The 23,713-nt window shown below is 39.7% G+C and carries 20 protein-coding genes and 1 pseudogene; 18 read left to right on the top strand and 3 right to left on the bottom strand.

Annotation, left to right across the window (positions count from 1 at the left end):
* Window positions 1-41: 41 nt before the first annotated feature.
* The 10 genes and pseudogenes from murB (at window position 42) to ACXYSK_RS03805 (ending at window position 10,596) form a co-directional block, all read left to right on the top strand.
* Window positions 42-947, top strand: coding sequence for a UDP-N-acetylmuramate dehydrogenase (gene murB, locus ACXYSK_RS03850; protein ID WP_458625101.1), 906 nt, complete (start codon window positions 42-44; stop codon window positions 945-947).
* 138 nt (window positions 948-1,085) lie between these two features.
* Window positions 1,086-2,243 carry an ABC transporter ATP-binding protein gene (locus ACXYSK_RS03845; protein WP_269796753.1) on the top strand — a complete coding sequence of 386 codons (1,158 nt, stop codon included), beginning with the start codon at window positions 1,086-1,088 and terminating at the stop codon, window positions 2,241-2,243.
* Complete coding sequence (locus tag ACXYSK_RS03840; protein ID WP_458625100.1) at window positions 2,224-3,030, top strand: ABC transporter permease; 807 nt, start codon at window positions 2,224-2,226, stop codon at window positions 3,028-3,030. The genes ACXYSK_RS03845 and ACXYSK_RS03840 overlap by 20 nt, the downstream gene beginning before the upstream one ends.
* A complete protein-coding gene (locus tag ACXYSK_RS03835; RefSeq protein ID WP_458625099.1) occupies window positions 3,027-3,800 on the top strand; it encodes an ABC transporter permease in 774 nt (257 codons plus the stop codon). The genes ACXYSK_RS03840 and ACXYSK_RS03835 overlap by 4 nt, the downstream gene beginning before the upstream one ends.
* Window positions 3,797-4,867 (top strand): ABC transporter substrate-binding protein, encoded by a 1,071-nt coding sequence (locus ACXYSK_RS03830; RefSeq protein ID WP_458625098.1) that lies wholly within the window; start codon window positions 3,797-3,799, stop codon window positions 4,865-4,867. The genes ACXYSK_RS03835 and ACXYSK_RS03830 overlap by 4 nt, the downstream gene beginning before the upstream one ends.
* A 186-nt stretch (window positions 4,868-5,053) precedes the next feature.
* Complete coding sequence (locus tag ACXYSK_RS03825) at window positions 5,054-5,419, top strand: DUF3021 family protein (protein WP_458625097.1); 366 nt, start codon at window positions 5,054-5,056, stop codon at window positions 5,417-5,419.
* Between the two features lie 242 nt (window positions 5,420-5,661).
* Window positions 5,662-6,146, top strand: a pseudogene (locus ACXYSK_RS03820) (LURP-one-related/scramblase family protein).
* A gap of 16 nt (window positions 6,147-6,162) precedes the next feature.
* Window positions 6,163-8,781, top strand: a complete 2,619-nt coding sequence (alaS, locus tag ACXYSK_RS03815) for an alanine--tRNA ligase (RefSeq protein ID WP_458625096.1) — start codon at window positions 6,163-6,165, stop codon at window positions 8,779-8,781.
* 141 nt (window positions 8,782-8,922) lie between these two features.
* Window positions 8,923-9,927 (top strand): NADP-dependent oxidoreductase, encoded by a 1,005-nt coding sequence (locus ACXYSK_RS03810; protein WP_458625095.1) that lies wholly within the window; start codon window positions 8,923-8,925, stop codon window positions 9,925-9,927.
* Between the two features lie 24 nt (window positions 9,928-9,951).
* Complete coding sequence (locus tag ACXYSK_RS03805) at window positions 9,952-10,596, top strand: TetR/AcrR family transcriptional regulator (RefSeq protein WP_458625094.1); 645 nt, start codon at window positions 9,952-9,954, stop codon at window positions 10,594-10,596.
* A 100-nt stretch (window positions 10,597-10,696) separates the two neighbouring features.
* Here the strand turns inward: ACXYSK_RS03805 and gdhA are convergent, their stop codons facing one another.
* Window positions 10,697-12,043 (bottom strand): NADP-specific glutamate dehydrogenase, encoded by a 1,347-nt coding sequence (gene gdhA / locus ACXYSK_RS03800; protein ID WP_045763342.1) that lies wholly within the window; start codon window positions 12,041-12,043, stop codon window positions 10,697-10,699.
* 228 nt (window positions 12,044-12,271) lie between these two features.
* Between gdhA and ACXYSK_RS03795 the strand changes: the two genes are divergently transcribed.
* From ACXYSK_RS03795 to ACXYSK_RS03770, 6 genes are all read left to right on the top strand, one after another.
* The gene (locus tag ACXYSK_RS03795) at window positions 12,272-13,207 is read left to right on the top strand and encodes a dihydroorotate oxidase (protein WP_458625093.1); all 936 of its coding nucleotides are present in this window, start codon (window positions 12,272-12,274) and stop codon (window positions 13,205-13,207) included.
* 32 nt (window positions 13,208-13,239) lie between these two features.
* A complete protein-coding gene (gene holA, locus ACXYSK_RS03790; protein ID WP_458625092.1) occupies window positions 13,240-14,277 on the top strand; it encodes a DNA polymerase III subunit delta in 1,038 nt (345 codons plus the stop codon).
* Window positions 14,278-14,346: 69 nt separating this feature from the next.
* Entirely contained in the window at window positions 14,347-14,952 is a 606-nt protein-coding gene (gene sodA, locus ACXYSK_RS03785; protein ID WP_458625091.1) for a superoxide dismutase SodA, read from the top strand.
* 151 nt (window positions 14,953-15,103) lie between these two features.
* The gene (locus ACXYSK_RS03780; RefSeq protein WP_414253513.1) at window positions 15,104-16,012 is read left to right on the top strand and encodes a LysR family transcriptional regulator; all 909 of its coding nucleotides are present in this window, start codon (window positions 15,104-15,106) and stop codon (window positions 16,010-16,012) included.
* Complete coding sequence (gene lspA, locus ACXYSK_RS03775; RefSeq protein WP_458625090.1) at window positions 16,009-16,470, top strand: signal peptidase II; 462 nt, start codon at window positions 16,009-16,011, stop codon at window positions 16,468-16,470. Before ACXYSK_RS03780 ends, lspA begins: the two co-directional genes overlap by 4 nt.
* Window positions 16,460-17,350: an RluA family pseudouridine synthase gene (locus ACXYSK_RS03770; RefSeq protein ID WP_458625089.1), complete on the top strand. Its 891-nt coding sequence runs from the start codon at window positions 16,460-16,462 to the stop codon at window positions 17,348-17,350. Before lspA ends, ACXYSK_RS03770 begins: the two co-directional genes overlap by 11 nt.
* Window positions 17,351-17,378: 28 nt before the next feature.
* On the opposite strand, the gene ffh is transcribed toward ACXYSK_RS03770, so the two are convergent.
* On the bottom strand, window positions 17,379-18,944 hold the full coding sequence (gene ffh, locus ACXYSK_RS03765; protein ID WP_458625088.1) for a signal recognition particle protein: 1,566 nt from the start codon (window positions 18,942-18,944) through the stop codon (window positions 17,379-17,381).
* Between the two features lie 12 nt (window positions 18,945-18,956).
* A complete protein-coding gene (locus tag ACXYSK_RS03760) occupies window positions 18,957-19,289 on the bottom strand; it encodes a putative DNA-binding protein (protein WP_125374075.1) in 333 nt (110 codons plus the stop codon).
* Window positions 19,290-19,442: 153 nt separating this feature from the next.
* Here ACXYSK_RS03760 and rnc point away from each other — a divergent pair, with 153 nt between their 5' ends.
* Window positions 19,443-20,141 (top strand): ribonuclease III, encoded by a 699-nt coding sequence (rnc, locus tag ACXYSK_RS03755; protein ID WP_373113601.1) that lies wholly within the window; start codon window positions 19,443-19,445, stop codon window positions 20,139-20,141.
* Complete coding sequence (gene smc, locus ACXYSK_RS03750; RefSeq protein WP_458625087.1) at window positions 20,132-23,671, top strand: chromosome segregation protein SMC; 3,540 nt, start codon at window positions 20,132-20,134, stop codon at window positions 23,669-23,671. Before rnc ends, smc begins: the two co-directional genes overlap by 10 nt.
* Window positions 23,672-23,713: the final 42 nt, after the last annotated feature.

Raw genomic sequence — 23,713 nt, 5'->3', positions numbered from 1 at the left:
AAATGGTATAATGGAATGAATTTTATTAAAGGATAAGAAAGATGACTGTATTAGATAAATTAAAAGAAACCTTAGAAGGAATTGATATTCGATTCGATGAGCCATTGAAAACTTATACCTACACCAAAGTTGGAGGAAAGGCAGATTATCTAGTTTTTCCTCGTAATCGCTACGAGATGGCTCGTGTCGTTAAATTTGCCAATCAAGAAAATATCCCATGGATGGTTCTTGGAAATGCAAGTAATATTATCGTTCGTGAAGGTGGCGTTCGTGGTTTTGTCATCATGTGTGACAAGTTAAATAATGTCACAGTTGATGGTTATACGATTGAGGCAGAAGCTGGAGCTAACTTGATTGAAACGACTCGTATAGCTCTTCGTCATAGTTTGACGGGTTTTGAGTTTGCTTGTGGAATTCCAGGAAGCGTCGGTGGTGCTGTCTTTATGAACGCTGGTGCCTATGGTGGTGAGATTGCTCATATCTTGCAATCGTGTCAGGTTTTAACAAAAGATGGTGAAATTGAGACTTTAGCTGCCAAAGACTTAGCCTTTGGTTATCGTCATTCAGCCATTCAAGAATCTGGAGCAGTCGTCTTATCAGCTAAATTCGCACTATCTCCAGGAAATTATGAGACTATCAAACAAGAAATGGAACGCTTGACTCATTTACGAGAACTCAAACAACCGTTGGAGTATCCATCTTGTGGTTCTGTCTTTAAACGTCCGGTTGGGCATTTTGCAGGGCAATTGATTTCAGAAGCTGGTTTGAAGGGCTACCGTATCGGTGGTGTAGAAGTCTCAGAAAAGCATGCAGGCTTTATGATAAATGTAGCTGATGGAACTGCTAGAGATTATGAAGACTTAATTGAGTCTGTCATTGAAAAAGTTAAAGAACATTCAGGCGTTACCCTCGAGAGAGAAGTTCGTATCCTGGGTGAGCACGAATAACATTATTTTTACACATCATTCAAAGATTGGGATTTTATCGCTAGATGAGATTTAGGGCATTTTATGTCCTAAGCTTCTTTCTAGCATTCAAAAAGGTCCCAATCTGTTAATTTACGAAGAAAAAGGAATTTAGAGGAATTGAAAAAACCAATTATCGAATTCAGAAACGTTTCTAAAGTTTTTGAAGATAGCGACACCAAGGTTCTCAAGGATATTAACTTTGAGTTGGAAGAAGGAAAGTTCTACACGCTTTTAGGAGCATCTGGTTCAGGGAAATCAACTATTCTGAATATCATCGCAGGTTTGCTGGATGCAACGACTGGTGATATTTTGTTGGACGGCGTGCGAATCAATGATATCCCGACCAACAAGCGTGATGTTCATACAGTCTTCCAGTCTTATGCCTTGTTCCCGCATATGAATGTCTTTGAAAATGTTGCCTTTCCATTGCGTTTGCGTAAGGTCGATAAGAAAGAAATCGAAAAACGTGTCTTAGAGGTTCTCAAGATGGTTCAGTTAGAAGGTTTTGAAAAACGTTCGATTCGTAAGCTATCTGGAGGACAACGTCAGCGTGTAGCTATTGCGCGTGCGATTATCAACCAGCCTCGAGTGGTGCTCTTGGATGAGCCTTTGTCAGCACTTGACTTGAAGTTGCGGACAGACATGCAGTACGAACTGCGTGAACTGCAACAACGCTTGGGTATCACCTTTGTTTTTGTTACCCACGATCAGGAAGAAGCCCTGGCTATGAGTGACTGGATTTTCGTTATGAATGACGGAGAAATCGTTCAGTCTGGTACACCAGTTGATATCTACGATGAGCCCATCAACCACTTTGTTGCTACCTTCATCGGGGAATCAAACATTCTTCCAGGAACCATGATTGAGGACTACTTGGTCGAGTTCAATGGCAAACGATTTGAAGCGGTCGACGGTGGGATGAAGCCAAATGAGCCAGTCGAAGTCGTCATTCGTCCAGAGGACTTGCGTATTACTCTTCCAGAGGAAGGAAAACTTCAAGTTAAGGTCGATACGCAGCTCTTCCGTGGGGTTCACTATGAGATTATCGCCTATGATGAACTTGGCAACGAATGGATGATTCACTCAACTCGTAAGGCCATCGTTGGTGAGGAAATCGGTCTGGACTTTGAACCAGAAGACATCCACATCATGCGTCTCAATGAAACAGAAGAAGAGTTCGATGCTCGTATCGAAGAATACGTAGAAATCGAAGAGCAAGAAGCAGGTTTGATTAACGCTATTGAGGAGGAAAGAGATGAAGAAAACAACCTCTAAACTCTTTGTAGTGCCCTACATGCTTTGGATTGCCCTCTTTGTATTGGCACCCTTGGTCTTGATTTTTGGACAATCATTTTTCAACATCGAAGGTCAGTTTAGTATAGAAAACTATAAATCCTATTTTGCGTCACAAAACTTAACCTATCTCAAAATGAGCTTCAACTCTGTTCTCTATGCAGGGATTGTGACTTTAGTGACACTCTTGATTAGCTATCCAACAGCCCTCTTTTTGACTCGTCTCAAACACCGTCAACTCTGGCTCATGCTAATCATTTTGCCAACTTGGATCAACCTACTCCTTAAGGCTTATGCCTTTATCGGAATTTTTGGTCAAAATGGCTCTATTAACCAATTCTTAGAATTTATCGGAATTGGTTCTCAGCAGTTGCTATTTACAGATTTCTCATTTATCTTTGTCGCAAGCTATATCGAGCTTCCATTTATGATTTTGCCCATCTTCAATGTTTTGGATGATATGGATAACAATCTCATTAATGCCAGCTATGACCTCGGTGCAACCAAGTGGGAAACCTTCCGCCATGTCATCTTCCCTCTGTCTATGAACGGGGTGCGAAGCGGAGTCCAATCTGTCTTTATCCCAAGTTTGAGTCTCTTCATGTTGACACGCTTGATTGGAGGGAACCGAGTGATTACCTTGGGGACTGCCATTGAGCAGAACTTCTTAACCAATGACAACTATGGTATGGGTTCAACTATCGGTGTTGTTCTTATCCTGACTATGTTTATCACTATGTGGGTGACTAAGGAAAGGAGAGAACGATGAAAAAATTATCAAATCTTTACCTAGCCTTTGTCTTTATCGTCCTTTATTTGCCAATCTTTTACCTAATCGGATATGCCTTCAATGCCGGGGATGATATGAATAGCTTTACAGGCTTTAGTTTGTCTCACTTTGAAACCATGTTTGGAGATGGAAGACTCATGCTCATCTTGGTTCAGACCTTTTTACTAGCCTTTCTATCAGCCTTGATTGCGACAGTGATTGGAACTTTTGGTGCTATTTACATTTATCAATCACGTAAAAAATACCAAGAAGCCTTTCTATCACTCAATAATATCCTCATGGTTGCACCCGACGTTATGATTGGTGCTAGCTTCTTGATTCTCTTTACCCAACTCAAGTTCTCTCTTGGATTTCTGACTGTTTTATTCAGTCACGTGGCTTTCTCGATTCCAATCGTAGTGCTCATGGTCTTGCCACGATTGAAAGAGATGAATGGAGATATGATCCATGCAGCCTATGACCTTGGAGCTAGTCAGTTCCAAATGTTCAAGGAAATTATGTTGCCATATCTGACACCTTCTATCATCGCTGGTTACTTCATGGCTTTCACCTATTCACTAGATGACTTTGCCGTGACCTTCTTTGTAACGGGGAATGGTTTTTCAACTCTCTCAGTCGAGTTTTACTCTCGGGCTCGTAAGGGAATTTCGCTGGAAATCAATGCTCTCTCAGCCTTGGTCTTTCTCTTTAGTATTATCCTAGTAGTTGGATATTACTTCATTTCACGTGAGAAGGAGGAGAAAGCATGAAACGACTCTATTCATTTTTAGCTGGAATTTTAGCCATTATCCTTGTCTTGTGGGGAATTTCTTACCATCTTGATAGTAAAATCAATAGCCGGGATAGTCAAAAATTGGTCATCTACAACTGGGGAGATTATATCGATCCTGAACTTCTGGAGAAATTTACAGAAGAAACAGGAATCCAAGTCCAGTACGAAACCTTTGACTCCAACGAAGCCATGTACACGAAAATCAAGCAGGGTGGGACAACCTATGATATTGCCATCCCAAGTGAGTACATGATTAACAAAATGAAGGATGAAGACCTTTTAGTTCCATTAGATTATAGTAAGATTAAGGGCATTGAGAATATCGGTCCAGAATTTCTCAATCAGTCTTTTGATCCAAATAACCAGTACTCTATCCCATACTTCTGGGGAACTTTGGGAATTGTCTACAATGAAACCATGGTGGAAGAAGCGCCTGAACATTGGGACGACCTCTGGAAACCTGAATACAAGGATTCGATCATGCTCTTTGATGGGGCGCGTGAAGTGCTTGGTTTAGGTCTTAACTCACTAGGCTATAGCCTTAACTCAAAAGATCCTCAACAACTATCACAAACGGTCGATAAACTGTATGAGCTAACTCCTAATATCAAGGCTATTGTAGCCGATGAGATGAAGGGTTATATGATTCAGAACAATGCTGCTATCGGTGTGACTTTCTCAGGAGAAGCCAGTCAGATGTTGGAAAAGAATCCTAACCTCAAATATGTTGTGCCGACAGAAGCAAGTAACCTCTGGTTTGACAACATGGTTATTCCTAAAACTGTCAAGAACCAGGATGCGGCCTATGCCTTTATCAACTTCATGTTGAAGCCTGAAAATGCTCTCAAGAATGCAGAGTATGTCGGCTATTCAACACCAAACAATGCTGCTAAGGAAATGCTCCCAGAGGAGACAAAAGAGGACAAGTCCTTCTATCCAGATGCAGATACCATGAAACACCTAGAAGTTTATGAGAAGTTTGACCATAAATGGACAGGAATCTATAGTGACCTCTTCCTACAATTTAAGATGTATCGGAAGTAGGAGATTATCTACTATCGGAAATAATTTCAATCAGACAAAAAAATAAAACCTAGCCATAGAAAATTAACTATTTTATGGCTAGGTTATTTATTAAAATAGAACATGAATTAGTAGAAAAATATACTTAATTATGCTATAATTTCGATAGAGTTAAAGGCATTTTAGTTTATGATTGAGGTAGTAGCTATGATTAAAAAAGCTATTTTTAGAGGAATTATTCCTTTTGTCATTATGACCAGTTTAGCAATTTTTATGAGACTTCAAGGGATTGATATTTTTCAGGTTAAAAGTACATTTTTGGTTGGCATTATTGCTACCTCAATAGCATCAGCCTCGGTAATTTATGAAATTGAAAAATGGTCGCTATTTAAACAATCTATTATACATTTTATCATTATGCTATTTACTGTTCTTCCCTGTCTTCTATTTAGTGGATGGTATAAGTTAGTCTCAATTTTGGATTATCTCATTGTTTTAGGTCAATTCTTATTGGTTGGAAGTTTCTTGTGGTCTATCGCCTATATAATATTTGGGAAACTTCTAAAGAAATGAGTTGGCCATTAACCTTGACGAAATCCTTTAAAAACGATATAATAATAAAGTTGAGAATTGATTTTCTCTCCATCTTAGTTCAGAGAATTGGCGGTGCTGCGAGCCATCTAAGATAGAAAATCATGCTACTCGATTGTAACAATTGCATAAGAATCAAGAATGACAAGTTCATTGAATGAAGGTGGTACCGCGGTTTTTCGCCCTTCGTGATATGGATTTGTCTTTTATTTTTGGAGGTACTTATGAGAACATTTCTTGTCAAACAAAAATTTCGCCTAGGTGGCGAACGCTTTGATATCAAGGATGAGTTGGGCAATATCGCCTATCAAGTTGAGGGTTCTTTTTTAAGTTACCTAAAACCTTTACCATCTATGATGCAGCCGGTGAGCAGGTAAGCGAGATTAGTAAAGAAATTCTGACCTTCATGCCCCGCTTTGAGATTCAACTCAGTAATGGAGATAGTTTTTATATCCGAAAGAAGTTGACTTTCTTCAGAGATAAGTATGAGTTTGACAACCTCGGACTTCGTATCGAAGGAAATATCTGGGATTTGAATTTTAAACTTCTGGATGACCGTGATCAAGTGATTGCGGAAATCGCCAAGGAACTTTTCCATTTAACCTCTACCTACACTGTAACAGTCTATGACGAATCTTATGCAGACCTAGTTATTTCCCTCTGTGTCGCTATCGACTATGTGGAAATGCTAGAAAGAGACTCAAATTAGTAAAAAGGAGATACATATGAAACAATTATCTAGTGCACAAGTTCGCCAAATGTGGCTTGATTTCTGGGCTAGTAAAGGCCACTCTGTAGAACCATCAGTAAGTTTGGTTCCAGTAAACGATCCAACCCTTTTGTGGATCAACTCAGGGGTTGCAACTCTTAAGAAATACTTTGATGGGACTATCATCCCTGAAAATCCACGTATTACCAATGCACAAAAGGCAATCCGTACCAACGATATCGAAAACGTAGGGAAGACGGCTCGTCACCATACTATGTTTGAAATGTTAGGGAACTTCTCCATTGGAGATTACTTCCGTGATGAAGCCATTACCTGGGCATATGAGCTTTTGACAAGTCCTGAGTGGTTTGACTTCCCTAAAGACAAACTCTACATGACCTACTATCCAGATGATACAGATTCTTACAACCGCTGGATTGAAGTAGGAGTGGACCCAAGCCACTTGATCCCAATCGAAGACAACTTCTGGGAAATCGGTGCGGGACCTTCTGGACCTGATACTGAAATCTTCTTTGACCGTGGAGAAGCCTTTGACCCAGAAAATATCGGTCTTCGTCTTCTTGCAGAAGATATCGAAAACGACCGTTACATCGAAATCTGGAACATCGTTTTGTCACAATTTAATGCAGACCCTGCTGTTCCTCGTAGCGAGTACAAGGAATTGCCACACAAAAACATTGATACGGGCGCTGGTTTGGAGCGTTTGGTGGCGGTGATTCAAGGTGCTAAGACCAATTTTGAAACAGACCTCTTCATGCCAATCATCCGTGAAGTTGAGAAATTGTCTGGTAAGGTTTACGACCAAGATGGCGACAACATGAGCTTCAAGGTCATCGCTGACCACATCCGTTCACTTTCATTTGCTATCGGTGATGGCGCCCTTCCTGGAAATGAAGGTCGTGGCTATGTTCTCCGTCGTCTCCTCCGTCGTGCGTCAATGCATGGTCAAAAATTGGGTATCAATGAGCCTTTCCTTTACAAACTGGTTCCAACTGTTGGAAAGATCATGGAAAGCTACTACCCAGAAGTGCTTGAAAAACGTGACTTTATCGAAAAAATCGTTAAGAGTGAAGAAGAGTCATTTGCACGTACCCTTCACTCAGGTCAACACTTTGCAGAAACAATCGTAGCAGACTTGAAAGAAAAAGGTCAAAGCGTTATCGCTGGTCAAGATGTCTTCAAACTCTACGATACTTACGGATTCCCAGTAGAATTGACAGAAGAAATTGCTGAAGAAGCAGGAATGACTGTAGACCGTGAAGGCTTTGAAGCAGCCATGAAGGAACAACAAGAACGTGCGCGTGCATCTGCTGTCAAAGGCGGATCAATGGGGATGCAAAACGAAACCCTTCAAAACATCACTGTGGAAAGTGTCTTCAACTACAATGCTAGTCAATTACTTTCTAAGTTGGTGGCTATCGTAGCAGATAATGCAGAAGTAGAAGCTGTTTCAGAAGGAACTGCATCACTGATCTTTGCAGAAACACCATTCTACGCTGAAATGGGTGGACAGGTTGCGGACCACGGTCAAATCTTGGATGCTGCAGGAAATGTCGTAGCGACGGTAACAGATGTACAAAAGGCACCAAACGGACAACCACTCCATACCGTTGAAGTTCTTGCGCCACTTGCTTTGAACCAAGACTACACCTTGGCTATCGATACCAACCGTCGTCACCGTGTTATGAAGAACCACACAGCCACTCACTTGCTCCATGCAGCTCTTCATAATATCCTTGGTCACCATGCAACTCAAGCAGGTTCACTTAATGAAGTAGAATTCCTTCGTTTTGACTTCACTCACTTCCAAGCTGTCACTCCAGAAGAGTTGCGTGCTATTGAGCAACAAGTCAATGAGAAGATTTGGGAAGCCATCGCAGTGGAAACTGTTGAGACAGACATTGATACTGCTAAAGAAATGGGAGCTATGGCCCTCTTTGGTGAAAAATACGGTAAGGAAGTCCGTGTTGTAACGATTGGTGATTACTCTGTTGAGCTCTGTGGTGGTACTCACGTAGGTAATACTTCTGAGATTGGTCTCTTCAAGATTGTCAAGGAAGAAGGAATTGGCTCAGGAACTCGTCGTATCTTGGCAGTGACTGGTAAGGAAGCCTTTGAAGCGTATCGTGAACAAGAAGATGCTCTGAAAGCAGTTGCAGCAACCTTGAAAGCTCCTCAACTCAAAGAAGTACCTCACAAAGTTGAAGGACTTCAAGAACAACTCCGTCAATTGCAAAAAGAAAATGCAGAATTGAAGGAAAAAGCTGCAGCTGCAGCCGCAGGCGATATCTTCAAGAATGTTCAAGAAGCAAACGGACACCGTTACATTGCTAGCCAAGTGTCTGTATCAGATGCAGGTGCTCTTCGTACATTTGCGGATAACTGGAAGCAAAAAGACTACTCTGATGTGCTTGTTCTTGTCGCAGCCATCGGTGACAAGGTGAATGTCCTTGTAGCCAGCAAGACAAAAGATGTGCACGCAGGTAACTTGGTTAAGGAATTAGCTCCAATCGTCGATGGACGTGGTGGTGGTAAACCAGACATGGCCATGGCTGGAGGAAGCAACCAAGCGAAAATCCAAGAATTATTGGATGCAGTAGCAGGTAAATTATAAGAAAATAAAGATCTATCTATTCGGATAGGTCTTTTTGTTTAAAAATCATAGAGCAGTTGATTTCTTTGAAGAATAAGCGTATAATATATAAAAATTAATTGAGTATTCACTCAATTTGTTAGGGATTAGGAGAATTAGATAATGGTTATTAAAGCAATACAGTATAATCGTTTTGGTAATGAAAAAGTCCTAGAATTAGTAAATATTACATCTGAATCATTAAGAATGAATCAAGTTAGGGTAAAAGTATTTGCTGTTGGTTTAAATCCTATTGATTACAAAACTTTCGAGGGGGCGAAGCCACTTCGTTTTTTGAGTTTTTTGACAAAATTAAAACAACCAAGTCGTTGGTTTGAATCAAAATCATCTTTATTTCCAAGAGGTGTCGCTAGGGATTTTGCTGGTGTTATCACAGAAATTGGTGAAGGAGTGAGCCATTTTTCAGTAGGTGACAAGGTTTTTGGAACAATAATAAGTGATCCTGGACTTGGTACTAAGAGGGGTGCGTTAGCAACAGAAATTTGTGTTTGTGAATCGGAAATCGCATTGAAACCAGAGAAGATTGACATGAATCATGCTGCTACTATGGGCGTGGCCTCTTTAACAGTAGGTGGAGCTTTTAGAAGAATTCATTTAAATTCAAAAGATGTTGTAGTTATTTCGGTTGCTTCAGGTGGCATTGGTAGCATTGCAGTACAGTATGCGGTTGCTAAGGGCGCAACTGTTATTGGTATTGCGAGCAAGAATAATGCAAAATATTTAGAGTCTTTAGGAGCTATACCAGTAACTTATGAAGAGGATGTCCAAAAGTCTCTTTTATCAGTAGCTCCAAAACCTATTACAAAATTCTTGGATTGCTATGGTGGTGATTACGTTAAATTAGCTTTCCATCTTGGATTGAACGGAACTGATATTGGAACTTTAGTACCTTCACCATTTGTTATGATCAAAGGGGCTCAGTTCACTGGGCCAAGACATTCTACATATGATGATTTAAGAATTCTAGAGGAGATGGTTTCAGATGGAAAAGTTCAGCTAAATATTGAGAAAGAGTATAGTTTTTCTCTGGAGTCTGTTAGAGAGGCATATCGTAGTCTGAAATTGGGACATACTCGTGGTAAAAGAATTATTAAAATAAGAGAGTAGATAGAGTAGATAGAGGGGGTAGCAATGGAAAGTATAGAATATAAATTTGCTGAGACATTAAAAAGCAGTGAATTAAGTTTAAAACAACGTCAAGTATTAATATCCAGTTTAAAATTATTTTCCGAGATCGGTTTTGAAAATACAACTTCTCATCTTATTGCTGAACACGCTGGAGTCTCAGAAGGAACCGTTTTTAGTTATTTTAAAACCAAGGAAGGTATCCTAGATGCTATTTTATCTAAATTTCTAGAGCAAGTTATTCCAGAAGTGATTGCTGATTTTTCGGATAAGAGATTTACAATAGAGCAAGATTCTTTTTCACTTTTTCTAAGAAGCATCGTTCGGGATAGGTTAGTTTTTATTAGGAACAATAAAATGCAAGTTAAAATACTTTTGAGTCGATCACTTATTGATAAAACTATTTCTGAAGAACTAGGAAATATTATTGTTCATTCTATCATTAATCCAATTACACCAGTTTTGAATCAGTTTAAAAAAAATGGTGTTATTCGAGATTGGTCAAATGAAAGGATTGTTCGCTATATTTTAGCTTTAAGTCTTTCTTATATTGTTCCTATGATTATAAATGACAAAGAAGATATAAACATTGATAAAGTAACAAATGAAATTGTTGAATGTCTTTCTTTTGCCTTAGTTACAGTAAAATAACTATTAATTTTAAGCTCACTAAAAAATTTAGTGAGCTCTTTTTAAAACCAAAATAAAAATCCCCAATCAAAGTGATTGAGGATTTTTGTATTGAATTATTTTACACGATACCTTGTGCGATCATAGCGTTTGCTACGTTTTCGAAAGCAGCGATATTTGCACCTGCAAGGTAGTCAGTTCCAAGACCGTAAGTTTCTGCAGTTGTTTTAGCAGTGTTGAAGATGTTCGTCATGATATCTTTCAAACGACCGTCAACTTCTTCACGTGTCCATGAAAGGCGAAGGCTGTTTTGGCTCATTTCAAGAGCAGATACAGCTACACCACCAGCATTGGCAGCTTTAGCAGGTCCGTAAAGGATTCCATTTTCCTTGTAGACTTTGATAGCTTCAAGGTCGCTAGGCATGTTAGCACCTTCAGATACACAGATAACTCCTTGAGCAACCAAGCGTTTCGCAGCTTCTCCGTTGATTTCGTTTTGAGTCGCACATGGAAGAGCGATGTCATAGTTACCAGTGTAAGTCCATACAGAACCTTCGTAGTAAGTAGCAGTTGGTTTTTCTGCAGCATACTCAGTCAAACGAGCACGACGTTTTTCTTTTACATCTGTAAGAAGGTCAAAGTCAATACCATTTTCATCGATGACATAACCATTTGAGTCAGATACAGAGATAACAGTTGCACCAAGTTCAGTTGCTTTTTGAAGAGCGTATTGAGCTACGTTACCAGAACCTGAGATAACAACTTTCTTACCAGCAAAGCTGTTGCCGTTAGCTTTAAGCATTTCTTCAGTGTAGTAAACCAAACCGTAACCAGTTGCTTCTGGACGAATCAAGCTACCACCAAATCCAAGAGGTTTACCAGTCAAGACACCAGCATCAAATTGGTTAAGGCGTTTGTATTGTCCGTAAAGGTAACCAATTTCACGCCCACCAACACCGATATCACCAGCAGGTACGTCAAGAGATGGTCCGATGTATTTTTGTAATTCGGTCATGAAGCTTTGGCAGAAACGCATCACTTCAGCGTCAGTCTTTCCTTTAGGATCGAAGTCTGATCCCCCTTTACCTCCACCGATTGGAAGTCCAGTCAAAACGTTTTTAAAGATTTGTTCGAATCCGAGGAATTTCAAGATCCCTTGGTTTACAGTTGGGTGGAAACGAAGTCCGCCTTTATATGGTCCAACAGCTGAGTTAAATTGAACACGGTAACCACGGTTAACTTGAACTTTTCCATCACGGTCAACCCAAGGAACACGGAAAGAAATTACGCGCTCAGGCTCAGTGATACGTGCCAAGATATTTTCTTCAATATACTCAGGGTGTTTTTCAAAGACAGGCTCCAAAGTGCTGAAGAATTCTTCAACCGCCTGGAGAAATTCAGCCTCATGCCCGTTACGAGCTTTTACAGTTTCAAACACGCTTTGGATATATTCTTTAGCAGATGTCATATCGTTCTCCTTTTTGTTGTCATATTTTATTACATGAGACATTATAGCAGAAAAATTTTTTACTGTAAAGGAAAAAACACAAATTTTCTAAAAATTCTTTCAATTTAGCAACAGCTCTATTTTTCAGCTAAAAAAGCCAACATTTTTATAAGGTCAGTTTTATTAAAAAGGTCCTATCAAAGTATGGTATAATAGTAGGGAGATTAAGGAATCTGGAGGAATAGAATCATGGTATCAACTAAAACACAGATTGCTGGTTTTGAATTTGATAATTGCTTGATGAATGCGGCAGGAGTTGCTTGTATGACCATTGAGGAATTGGAAGGTGTTAAAAACTCAGCAGCAGGAACCTTTGTCACTAAAACAGCAACCTTGGAATTTCGTCAGGGGAATCCTGAACCACGCTACCAAGATGTTCCACTTGGCTCTATCAACTCTATGGGTCTGCCAAATAATGGTTTAGACTATTACTTGAACTACCTTTTGGAATTGCAAGAGAAGGAACCAAATCGTACCTTCTTTTTATCATTAGTTGGAATGTCTCCAGAGGAAACTCATACCATTTTGAAGAAGGTTCAAGATAGTGATTTCCGCGGGCTAACTGAGCTCAATCTTTCATGTCCCAATGTTCCAGGTAAGCCACAGATTGCCTATGACTTTGAAACTACAGACCGTATCTTATCAGAAGTCTTTGAGTATTTTACAAAACCTCTAGGAATTAAGCTTCCACCTTATTTTGATATTGTACATTTTGATCAGGCTGCAGAAATTTTCAACAAATACTCGCTCAAGTTTGTCAATTGTGTCAACTCTATCGGAAATGGTCTTTATATTGAGGATGAAAAAGTGGTTATTCGCCCTAAAAATGGCTTTGGCGGTATTGGTGGAGAATACATTAAACCAACTGCCCTTGCCAATGTCCATGCCTTTTATCAACGCTTAAATCCAGAAATTCAAATCATTGGAACTGGTGGAGTATTAACAGGGCGTGATGCTTTTGAACATATCCTATGTGGTGCCAGCATGGTGCAAGTAGGAACTACTCTACACAAAGAAGGAGTAGGTGCTTTTGAACGTATTACCAAGGAACTCAAAGAAATTATGGCGCAAAAAGGTTATCAAAACCTTGATGATTTCCGTGGTAAATTACATTATATTGATTAAATAAAAGTGAAACTAAAAAGAAAGGAGAATAGATGCTAGCTATAGAAGAAAGCCGAAAACTGTCCTTAGCGAACCTTCCGAGTTTGACCCTGTTTACAGGGGCTGATCAAGGACAGTACGACATTATGAAAACTCAGGTTCTAAAGCAAATCGGATACGATCCTGCAGATTTGAATTTTGCTTATTTTGACATGAAAGAAGTAGACTACAAAAGCTTGGAACTTGAGTTGGTCAGTCTTCCTTTCTTTGCGGATGAAAAAATTGTTATTTTAGATCATTTTCTCGATATTACAACTGCTAAAAAACGCTATCTAACTGATGATGAGCTCAAGGCCTTTGAAGGCTATCTGGAAAATCCTGTACCTTCTAGTAAACTAGTCATTTTTGCTGAAGGAAAACTGGATAGTAAGAGACGTTTGGTCAAATTGCTCAAGCGGGATTCGAAGGTTTTCGAAGCCATCGAGCCTAAAGAGCAAGAAATACGAACTTATTTTCAAAAGTGGGCTCAGGAACAAGGACTTACCTTTGCTGGAAAATCCTTCGAACAGTTGCTTATCAAATCAGGTTTTCAATTTAGTGAAATTCAGAAAAATCTACTCTTCTTACAGTCTTACAAAGATACTGGTTTCATTACAGAAGAAGACATTGTTGAAGCCATACCGAAGACTTTACAGGATAATATCTTTGATTTGACCCAATTGATTTTAGGGAAGAAGATTGATCAGGCGCGAGATTTAGTCAAAGATTTGACCTTGCAGGGTGAAGATGAAATCAAACTAATTGCCATTATGCTGGGTCAGTTTAGACTCTATACACAGGTAAAAATATTGCAAGAGTCTGGTCAGACAGAGTCCCAGATGGTCAGCAGTTTGGGTCACTATCTTGGTCGCAATCCGAATCCCTATCAAATAAAATTTGCCCTTCGTGATACGCGAGGATTGTCCTTGAATTTCTTACAGGATTCTATCCGTTATCTCATCCAGGCTGATTACCAAATTAAGACTGGTGTTTACGAAAAAGGCTACCTGTTTGAGAAGGCTTTGTTGCAAATTGCAAGCCAGTCAAATTGAGCAAATAACTTGAAAAAATAGGTTGTTTGCGTTATCATTTTTATATAAAAAGAAAAAGAGGTATTACAGATGGCTATTATCTTACCAGATCTTTCATACGCTTACGATGCATTGGAACCATACATCGATGCTGAAACAATGCACTTGCACCATGACAAACACCACCAAACATACGTAAATAATGCAAACGCAGCTCTTGAAAAACACCCTGAAATCGGTGAAGACCTCGAAGCATTACTTTCAGATGTTGAATCTATCCCAGCTGATATCCGTCAAGCGCTTATCAATAACGGTGGTGGACACTTGAACCACGCTCTTTTCTGGGAATTGATGACTCCTGAAAAAACAGCTCCTTCAGCAGAACTTGCAGCAGCAATCAATGAAGCTTTTGGTTCATTCGAAGAATTCCAAGCAGCTTTCACTGCAGCAGCAACAACTCGTTTCGGTTCTGGATGGGCATGGTTGGTTGTTAATAAAGAAGGTAAACTTGAAGTGACTTCAACTGCAAACCAAGATACACCAATCTCAGAAGGTAAGAAACCAATCTTGGGCTTGGATGTTTGGGAACATGCTTACTACGTGAAATACCGCAACGTTCGTCCTGACTACATCAAAGCTTTCTTCTCAGTGATTAACTGGAACAAAGTAGACGAGCTTTACGCAGCAACTAAATAATAGTAACACTAACACCTTTTGGTTAGAATTTTATCTACCTTAAAAGGTGTTTTTTGTTTGCTTTGATTAGAACTATCTGCCTCATGATTTTCCTTTGTTGGATAGGCTTGATTTATGGTATAATGATAAGATAGAAATCGAAGGAGAAATCATGAATATTCAACAATTACGCTACGTTGTGGCTATTGCTAATAGTGGTACTTTTCGTGAAGCGGCTGAGAAGATGTACGTTAGCCAACCGAGTCTATCTATTTCTGTAAGAGACTTGGAAAAAGAGCTCGGATTCAAGATTTTCCGCAGAACCAGTTCTGGAACTTTCCTTACTCGTCGTGGAATGGAATTTTATGAAAAGGCACAAGAGTTGGTCAAAGGATTTGATGTTTTTCAGAACCAGTATGCCAATCCTGAAGAGGAAAAGGATGAGTTTTCAATAGCCAGCCAGCACTATGATTTCTTGCCACCAACCATTACAGCTTTTTCGCAACAATATCCTGAATATAAGAATTTCCGTATTTTTGAATCTACAACTGTTCAAATTTTGGATGAAGTAGCCCAAGGACATAGTGAGATTGGGATTATCTATCTCAACAATCAAAACCAAAAGGGAATCATGCAACGGGTTGAAAAGCTAGGACTTGAAGTGATTGAATTAATTCCTTTCCAAACTCATATCTATCTACGTGAAGGACATCCCTTAGCCAAGAAAAAAGAGTTGGTTATGGATGATTTGGCTGATTTACCAACAGTTCGATTCACACAGGAAAAGGATGAGTATCTTTATTATTCAGAGAACTTTGTGGATACCAGTGCTAGCTCTCAAATGTTTAACGTAACTGACCGTGCTACCTTAAATGGGATTCTTGAAAGAACAGATGCTTATGCGACTGGTTCTGGATTCTTAGATAGCGATAGTGTGAACGGAATTACAGTTATTCCATTAAATGATAATCTCAATAATCGCATGGTTTATGTGAAGCGTGAAGAAGTAGACTTGAGCCAAGCGGGAACCTTATTTGTAGCGGTTATGCAAGAGTATTTTGATCAGAAGAGGAAAGCATGAAAAAAAGAGGAATAGTAGCAGGGATTATAGCAGCCTTGATTGTCTTAGATCAATTGGTAAAGTCTTATGTCGTTCAGAATATTGCTCTTGGTGAAATCAAGTCATGGATCCCAAATCTAGTTAGTTTAACCTATCTGCAAAATAGAGGAGCAGCCTTTTCGATGCTCCAAGATCAACAGTGGTTTTTTGCAGTGATTACCCTGGTAGTCATGGTTGGAGCTATCTGGTATCTTCATAAGCATATAGAGGATTCCTTCTGGACAGTCTTTGGATTGGTTTTGATTATTGCAGGTGGCCTTGGGAACTTTATCGATCGTATCAGTCAAGGATTTGTCGTGGATATGTTTCACTTAGACTTTATCAATTTCGCGATTTTCAATGTGGCTGATAGTTATCTGACTGTAGGAGTAGTTGTGTTATTGCTTGCAATGCTAAAAGAGGAAATGAATGGAAATTAAAATTGAAACCGGCGGGGTACGTTTAGATAAGGCTTTGTCCGATTTGACAGAATTGTCTCGTAGTCTCGCCAATGAACAAATCAAGTCGGGTCAGGTCTTGGTCAATGGACAGGTTAAAAAAGCTAAATACTCAGTTCAAGAAGGGGATGTTATCACTTATCAAGTTCCAGAACCAGAAGTTTTAGAGTATATAGCTGAAGATATTCCTTTAGAAATCATTTATCAAGATGAGGATGTAGCAGTAGTTAACAAGCCTCAAGGGATGGTTGTTCATCCAAGTGCTGGTCATACCAGTGGTACCTTGGTTAATGCCCTCATGTACCATATCAAGGACCTATCAGGCATCAATGGTGTATTGCGTCCAGGGATTGTCCATCGTATTGATAAGGATACGTCAGGCCTCTTGATGATAGCTAAAAATGATGAAGCGCATATGGCACTGGCTCAAGAATTGAAGGATAAGAAGTCTCTTCGAAAGTATTGGGCTATTGTTCACGGTAATCTCCCAAATGACCGTGGAGTCATCGAGGCACCAATCGGACGTAGCGAAAAAGACCGTAAGAAACAAGCTGTTACTGCCAAAGGAAAACCAGCAGTGACACGTTTCCAAGTCTTGGAGCGCTTTGGTGATTATAGTTTATTAGAGTTGCAACTGGAAACAGGTCGTACTCATCAAATTCGTGTACACATGGCTTACATCGGTCATCCTGTTGCTGGAGATGAGGTCTATGGTCCTCGTAAAACTCTGAAGGGGCATGGACAATTTCTCCATGCTAAGACACTTGGTTTTACCCATCCAAGAACTGGTGAAACCATGGAATTTACTTCCGATATCCCAGCTATCTTTAAAGATACTTTGGAAAAACTTAGAAATAACTAAACAAAAAAAGGACTCAACTGAGTCCTTTTTATTTGCGTTTTTTCTTAGCTTTTTTCATTTTGTTGGCCATGCGTTTCATGGATTGCTTCATGGCAAATTCACCGATTTTACCTTTGAGGCCTCCACCGAGCACCTGGCTCATATCAGGCATACCAGCTCCTCCGAGAGCAGACATATCAGGCATGCCACCTTGTCCCATCATTCCTTCAAGGGCGGACATATCCATGCCTCCAGGTATATTTTTAGGAAGGTTGTTAGGGTTTATGCCCATTTGCTTCATCATCTTGTTCATGTCTCCAGACATGACACCTTGCATGAGTTGTTTGGCCTGATTAAAGTCTTTAATGAACTTATTAACTTCGATAAAAGTATTACCAGAACCAGCAGCGATACGACGACGACGGCTTGGTGTGAGCAAATCCGGATTTTCACGTTCTTCTGGAGTCATAGAAGACACGATAGCACGTTTGCGAGCAATTTGTTTCTCGTCCACCTTCATATTTTGAAGGGCAGGATTGTTAGCCATACCAGGAATCATCTTGAGCAAATCTTCCATTGGTCCCATATTTTGTACCTGATCCAACTGATCAATGAAATCGTTGAAATCAAAGGTATTTTCACGCATTTTTTCAGCCATTTCAAGGGCTTTTTGCTCATCGTATTCTTGGGAAGCTTTCTCAATCAGAGTCAGCATATCTCCCATACCGAGAATACGGCTGGCCATACGATCTGGGTGGAAGGTTTCAATGTCAGTAATCTTTTCACCAGTACCAGTGAACTTGATTGGTTTTCCAGTGATGTGACGAACAGAAAGGGCAGCACCACCACGAGTGTCACCGTCAATCTTTGTAAGGATGACACCTGTAACTTCTAATTGTGCGTTGAATTCGCGTGCAACGTTGGCAGCTTCTTGACCAATCATGGCATCGATGACAAGAAGAATTTCATTTGGTTGAGCTAGAGCTTTAACATCACGAAGCTCATTCATGAGAAGTTCATCGATTTGCAAACGACCAGCTGTATCAATCAAGACATAGTCGTTATGGTTGGCTTTGGCTTGCTCCAAACCTTGGCGAACAATCTCAACCGCAGGAACTTCAGTTCCAAGTGCAAACACAGGAACATCAATTTGTTGTCCAAGTGTTTTGAGCTGGTCAATAGCTGCAGGACGATAGATATCGGCCGCGATCATTAAAGGACGAGCATCCTCTTCCTTTTTGAGTTTATTAGCAAGTTTACCTGCAAAAGTTGTTTTACCAGCCCCCTGCAAACCAACCATCATGATAATAGTTGGGATTTTTGGAGACTTAATAATCTCAGCTGTGTCAGAACCAAGAACTGCGGTTAACTCTTCATTGACAATCTTGATGATTTGTTGGGCTGGATTGAGGGTATCAATCACTTCATGTCCGATTGCACGTTCACGAACTTTTTTGATAAAATCCTTAACCACTGGCAAAGCAACATCGGCTTCTAAAAGAGCTAGACGAATTTCCTTGGTTGCTTCTTGGATATCGCTCTCTGTAATTTTTCCTTTTTTACGTAAATTTTTAAAGACGTTCTGTAAACGTTCTGTTAAATTTTCAAATGCCATTATTTATTCCTCTTATTCTCTATTGTCAATACTTGTTAAAATCTCAACTTGCTCTTGTAGAAAAGCATCTTCTGGATAACGCTCCAAAATCTGATCAAAAATCTGACTGCGAACAATGTAGTCGGAGTACATATGAAGCTTCATTTCATAATCTTCCAGTATTTTTTCTGTACGTTTGATATTGTCATAAACAGCCTGGCGACTAACGCCGAACTCTTCAGCGATTTCAGCTAAACTATAGTCGTCAGCATAATAGAGCTCGATATAGTTCATCTGCTTATCAGTCAAAAGGGCTGCATAAAATTCAAACAGAGCATTCATTCGATTGGTTTTTTCAATTTCCATAAGATTTATTATACCAAAAAATAGCCTGAACTGCTAGTAATGGATTGATTTTAGAGATAAGTGAGAAAAAGTCGTTTTAACGGTTATTTTCTGACTATGAATCCTTTTTTTGGTATAATGGGGTGTATTATAATGTTTTAGAAAGAGGTTCTTATGAAGGAATTAGAAACCGTGTTAGAGCAACGTTTTGATCTTGTTTTTTCAGATAAACAATTACTTGAAACAGCTTTTACTCACACTAGTTATGCAAACGAGCACCGCCTCTTAAAAATTTCACACAATGAACGCTTGGAATTTTTAGGAGACGCTGTTCTGCAATTATTGATTTCAGAATATCTGTACAAGAAATATCCTAAAAAACCAGAAGGTGATTTATCTAAACTTCGTGCCATGATTGTTCGCGAGGAGAGTTTAGCTGGTTTTGCGCGTGATTGCCAGTTTGATCAGTTTATCAAGTTAGGAAAAGGAGAAGAAAAATCAGGTGGTCGCAATCGTGATACCATCTTGGGAGATGCCTTTGAAGCCTTTTTGGGTGCTCTTCTTTTAGACAAGGATTTGGCTAGAGTGAAGGATTTTATCTATCAAGTCATGATACCAAAAGTAGAAGCCGGCGATTTTGAAATGATTAAAGACTACAAGACTCACTTGCAAGAATTACTCCAAGTCAATGGTGATGTCGATATTCGTTATCAAGTGATATCAGAGATTGGGCCTGCCCATGATAAGATGTTCCAAGTGGAAGTCCTTGTTGAAGGGAAAAGTCTTGGAACTGGTCAAGGACGCTCAAAAAAATTAGCAGAGCAGGAAGCCGCAAAAAATGCAGTTGAGGAAGGGCTGGATTCATGTATTTAAAGGAAATTGAGATTCAGGGATTTAAGTCCTTTGCTGATAAGACCAAGGTTGTTTTTGACCAGGGAGTTACAGCAGTTGTAGGACCTAATGGTTCTGGAAAATCAAACATCACGGAAAGTCTGCGTTGGGCACTAGGTGAATCTAGTGTAAAAAGTTTACGTGGTGGAAAAATGCCTGATGTTATCTTTGCAGGAACAGAAAGTAGAAAACCTTTAAACTATGCTTCTGTGGTTGTTACCCTAGATAACCAGGATGGCTTCATCAAAGATGCAGGTCAGGAAATTAAGGTAGAGCGTCACATCTATCGTACAGGAGATAGCGAGTACAAGATTGACGGCAAAAAAGTCCGTCTTCGTGATATACATGATCTCTTCTTAGATACTGGGCTTGGGCGCGATTCCTTCTCTATTATTTCCCAAGGGAAAGTCGAAGAAATCTTTAACTCCAAACCTGAGGAACGCCGGGCTATTTTTGAAGAAGCTGCCGGAGTCTTAAAGTATAAGACTCGTCGCAAAGAGACGGAAAGCAAGCTCCAACAAACACAAGATAATCTAGACCGTTTGGAAGATATCATTTATGAGCTAGATAATCAAATCAAGCCCTTAGAAAAGCAAGCAGCAACAGCTCGTAAATTTATAGAATTAGATGGTCAGCGTAAGGCGATTTACTTGGATGTTTTGGTTGCACAAATTCAAGCAAGTAAAGCTGAATTGAATCTAACAGAAGAAGAATTAAACCAAGTTCAAGAACTTTTGACGAGCTACTATCAGAAACGTGAAGAATTAGAAGAAGAAAATCAAACACTTAAAAAGAAACGTCATGATTTGCAAGCTGAAATATCAAAAGACCAGTCCACACTGATGGATTTGACTGGTCTAATCAGTGAATTAGAGCGTAAGTTAGCCCTGTCAAAACTGGAAACAGAGCAAGTCGCTCTCAATCAACAAGAGGCTCAAGCTCGTTTAGCTAGTTTGGATGAAAAGAGAAATGCTCTTATTCAAGAGAAGGAAGAAAAAGAAGCAAATCTCAGTCAGTTAGAAGAAAATTTAGCGGTCAATACTAAGGAACTCAACCGTTTAGAAGCAGAATTATTAGCTTTTTCTGATGATCCAGATCAAATGATTGAGCAATTGCGTGAACGTTTTGTGGCTTTCTTACAGGAAGAAGCGGATGTCTCTAACCAACTGACAAGGATTGAAAATGACCTTGAAAATAGTCGCCAACAGACTCAGAAGCAAGAAGAACAATTAGAGTCCTTGAAGGAGCAATTGGCTTCTGCCAAGTCCAAGGCTAGTGAGCAAGAGCTTGCTCTTAAATCAGCTAAAGAAAAAGTACAAAGCTTACTTGCTGACTATCAGACCAATGCCAAGCAAGAAGAAGAACAAAAGCAGGCTTTTCAAAGTCAGCAAAATCGACTCTTTGACCGTTTGGATAATCTAAAAAACAAACAGGCCAAGGCGCAAAGTTTGGAAAATATTCTTAAAAACCATAGTAATTTCTATGCAGGTGTTAAGAGTGTTCTCCAAGAAAAAATTCGCTTAGGTGGGATTATCGGAGCAGTTAGTGAACATTTAACCTTTGATGTTCGTTATCAGACAGCCCTTGAGATTGCTCTCGGTGCAAGTAGCCAACACATCATTGTTGAAGATGAACAGGCAGCGACTAAAGCTATCGACTTCCTTAAACGAAATCGAGCTGGTCGTGCGACTTTCCTACCTTTGACAACCATTAAGGCTCGTAGCATTTCAGGTCAGAATCAAGATGTGATTGCCTCAAGTCCAGGTTTTCTTGGCATGGCAGATGAATTGGTTACTTTTGATGTCAAGCTTGAAGCTATCTTTAAAAATCTTCTAGCTACGACAGCTATCTTTGATACAGTGGAGCATGCACGTGATGCGGCTCGTAAGGTACGCTATCAAGTTCGTATGGTAACGCTAGATGGAACAGAGCTACGAACAGGTGGTTCTTATGCAGGTGGTGCTAATCGTCAAAATAACAGCATATTCATCAAACCTGAATTGGAGCAGTTGCAAAAAGAGATCGCTCAGGAAGAAAAACTACTTCGTCAAGAGGAAGAAAATCTGAAGTCAGTTCAAGAAGCCTTGAATGCACTTAGTCAAACTTTGGAGACCATTAAGTCCCAGGGAGAGCAGGCTCGTATTCAGGAACAAGGCTTGTACTTAGCTTATCAACAAACTAGCCAGCAGGTCGAAGAACTTGAGACACTCTTGAAACTTCAGGAGCAAGAATTAACTAATCTCAGAGGTGGAGATTGGCAAGCTGAAAAGGAAAAATGCCAAGAACGTCTCGCAATTATTGCAACTGAAAAACAAAAGCTGGAATCTGAAATCGAAGAAATAAAGTCCAATAAAAATGCTATTCAGGAACGCTACCAAAACTTGCAGGAAAAAATTTCCCAAGAACGTCTGCTTAAAACAGAAATGCTTGGACAGAAGCGTTATGAAGTTGCCGATATTGAACGGATTAACAATGAACTTGAGAACCTCAATATCGAGCAAGAAGAGATTGAACGTCTTTTGCAAGAAAAAGTAGACAACCTTGAAAAAGTTGATACAGAACTTTTGGCTAAGCAGGAAGCAGAAGCCAAGAGTCAGAAGGAAGAAATTCAACAAGGATTGATTCGTAAGCAGTTTGAACTAGACGACATTGAGGGACAACTGGATGATATTTCCAGTCATTTAGAACAAGCACGTCAGCAAAATGAAGAATTGATTCGTAAGCAAACACGAGCAGAAGCGACCAAAGAAAAAATTACGGACCGCCTTCGTTATCTTCAAGGTCAACTGACTGAAGAATACCAGATTAGTTATACAGAAGCTTTGGAGCAAGCCAATCCGTTGGAAGATTTGGCAATCGCAGAACAAAAGGTTAAGGATTTGGAAAAATCCATTCGTTCACTTGGTCCAGTCAATTTGGATGCTATTGAACAGTTTGATGAAGTACATGAACGTTTGGAGTTCTTAAATACTCAGCGAGATGACATTCTTTCTGCTAAAAACCTACTTCTTGAGACCATTACAGAAATGAACGATGAAGTGAAAGAGCGCTTTAAGTCAACATTCGAAGCCATTCGGGAGTCCTTTAAAGTGACCTTTAAGCAGATGTTTGGTGGTGGTCAAGCAGATCTAATTTTGACTGAGGGAGATTTATTGACTGCAGGTGTCGAAATCTCTGTGCAACCACCAGGTAAGAAAATCCAATCCCTCAATCTCATGAGTGGTGGAGAGAAGGCCTTGTCAGCTCTAGCTCTACTTTTCTCAATCATTCGTGTCAAGACCATTCCATTTGTTATCTTGGATGAAGTAGAAGCTGCACTTGACGAAGCAAACGTTAAACGCTTTGGGGATTATCTTAACCGATTTGACAAGGATAGCCAGTTTATCGTTGTTACCCACCGTAAGGGTACAATGGCAGCTGCAGATTCTATCTATGGAGTAACCATGCAAGAATCTGGTGTATCAAAGATTGTCTCTGTAAAACTAAAAGATTTAGAGAATATGGATGCTTAGTTAGTGCTCGATACAAACTTTCATCTAAGCATTTAGAATGAC

The organism is Streptococcus sp. V919 (assembly GCF_054353475.1).
The sequence above is the reverse complement of the archived record's forward strand: the minus strand, read 5'-3'. Positions and strand labels throughout refer to the sequence as shown.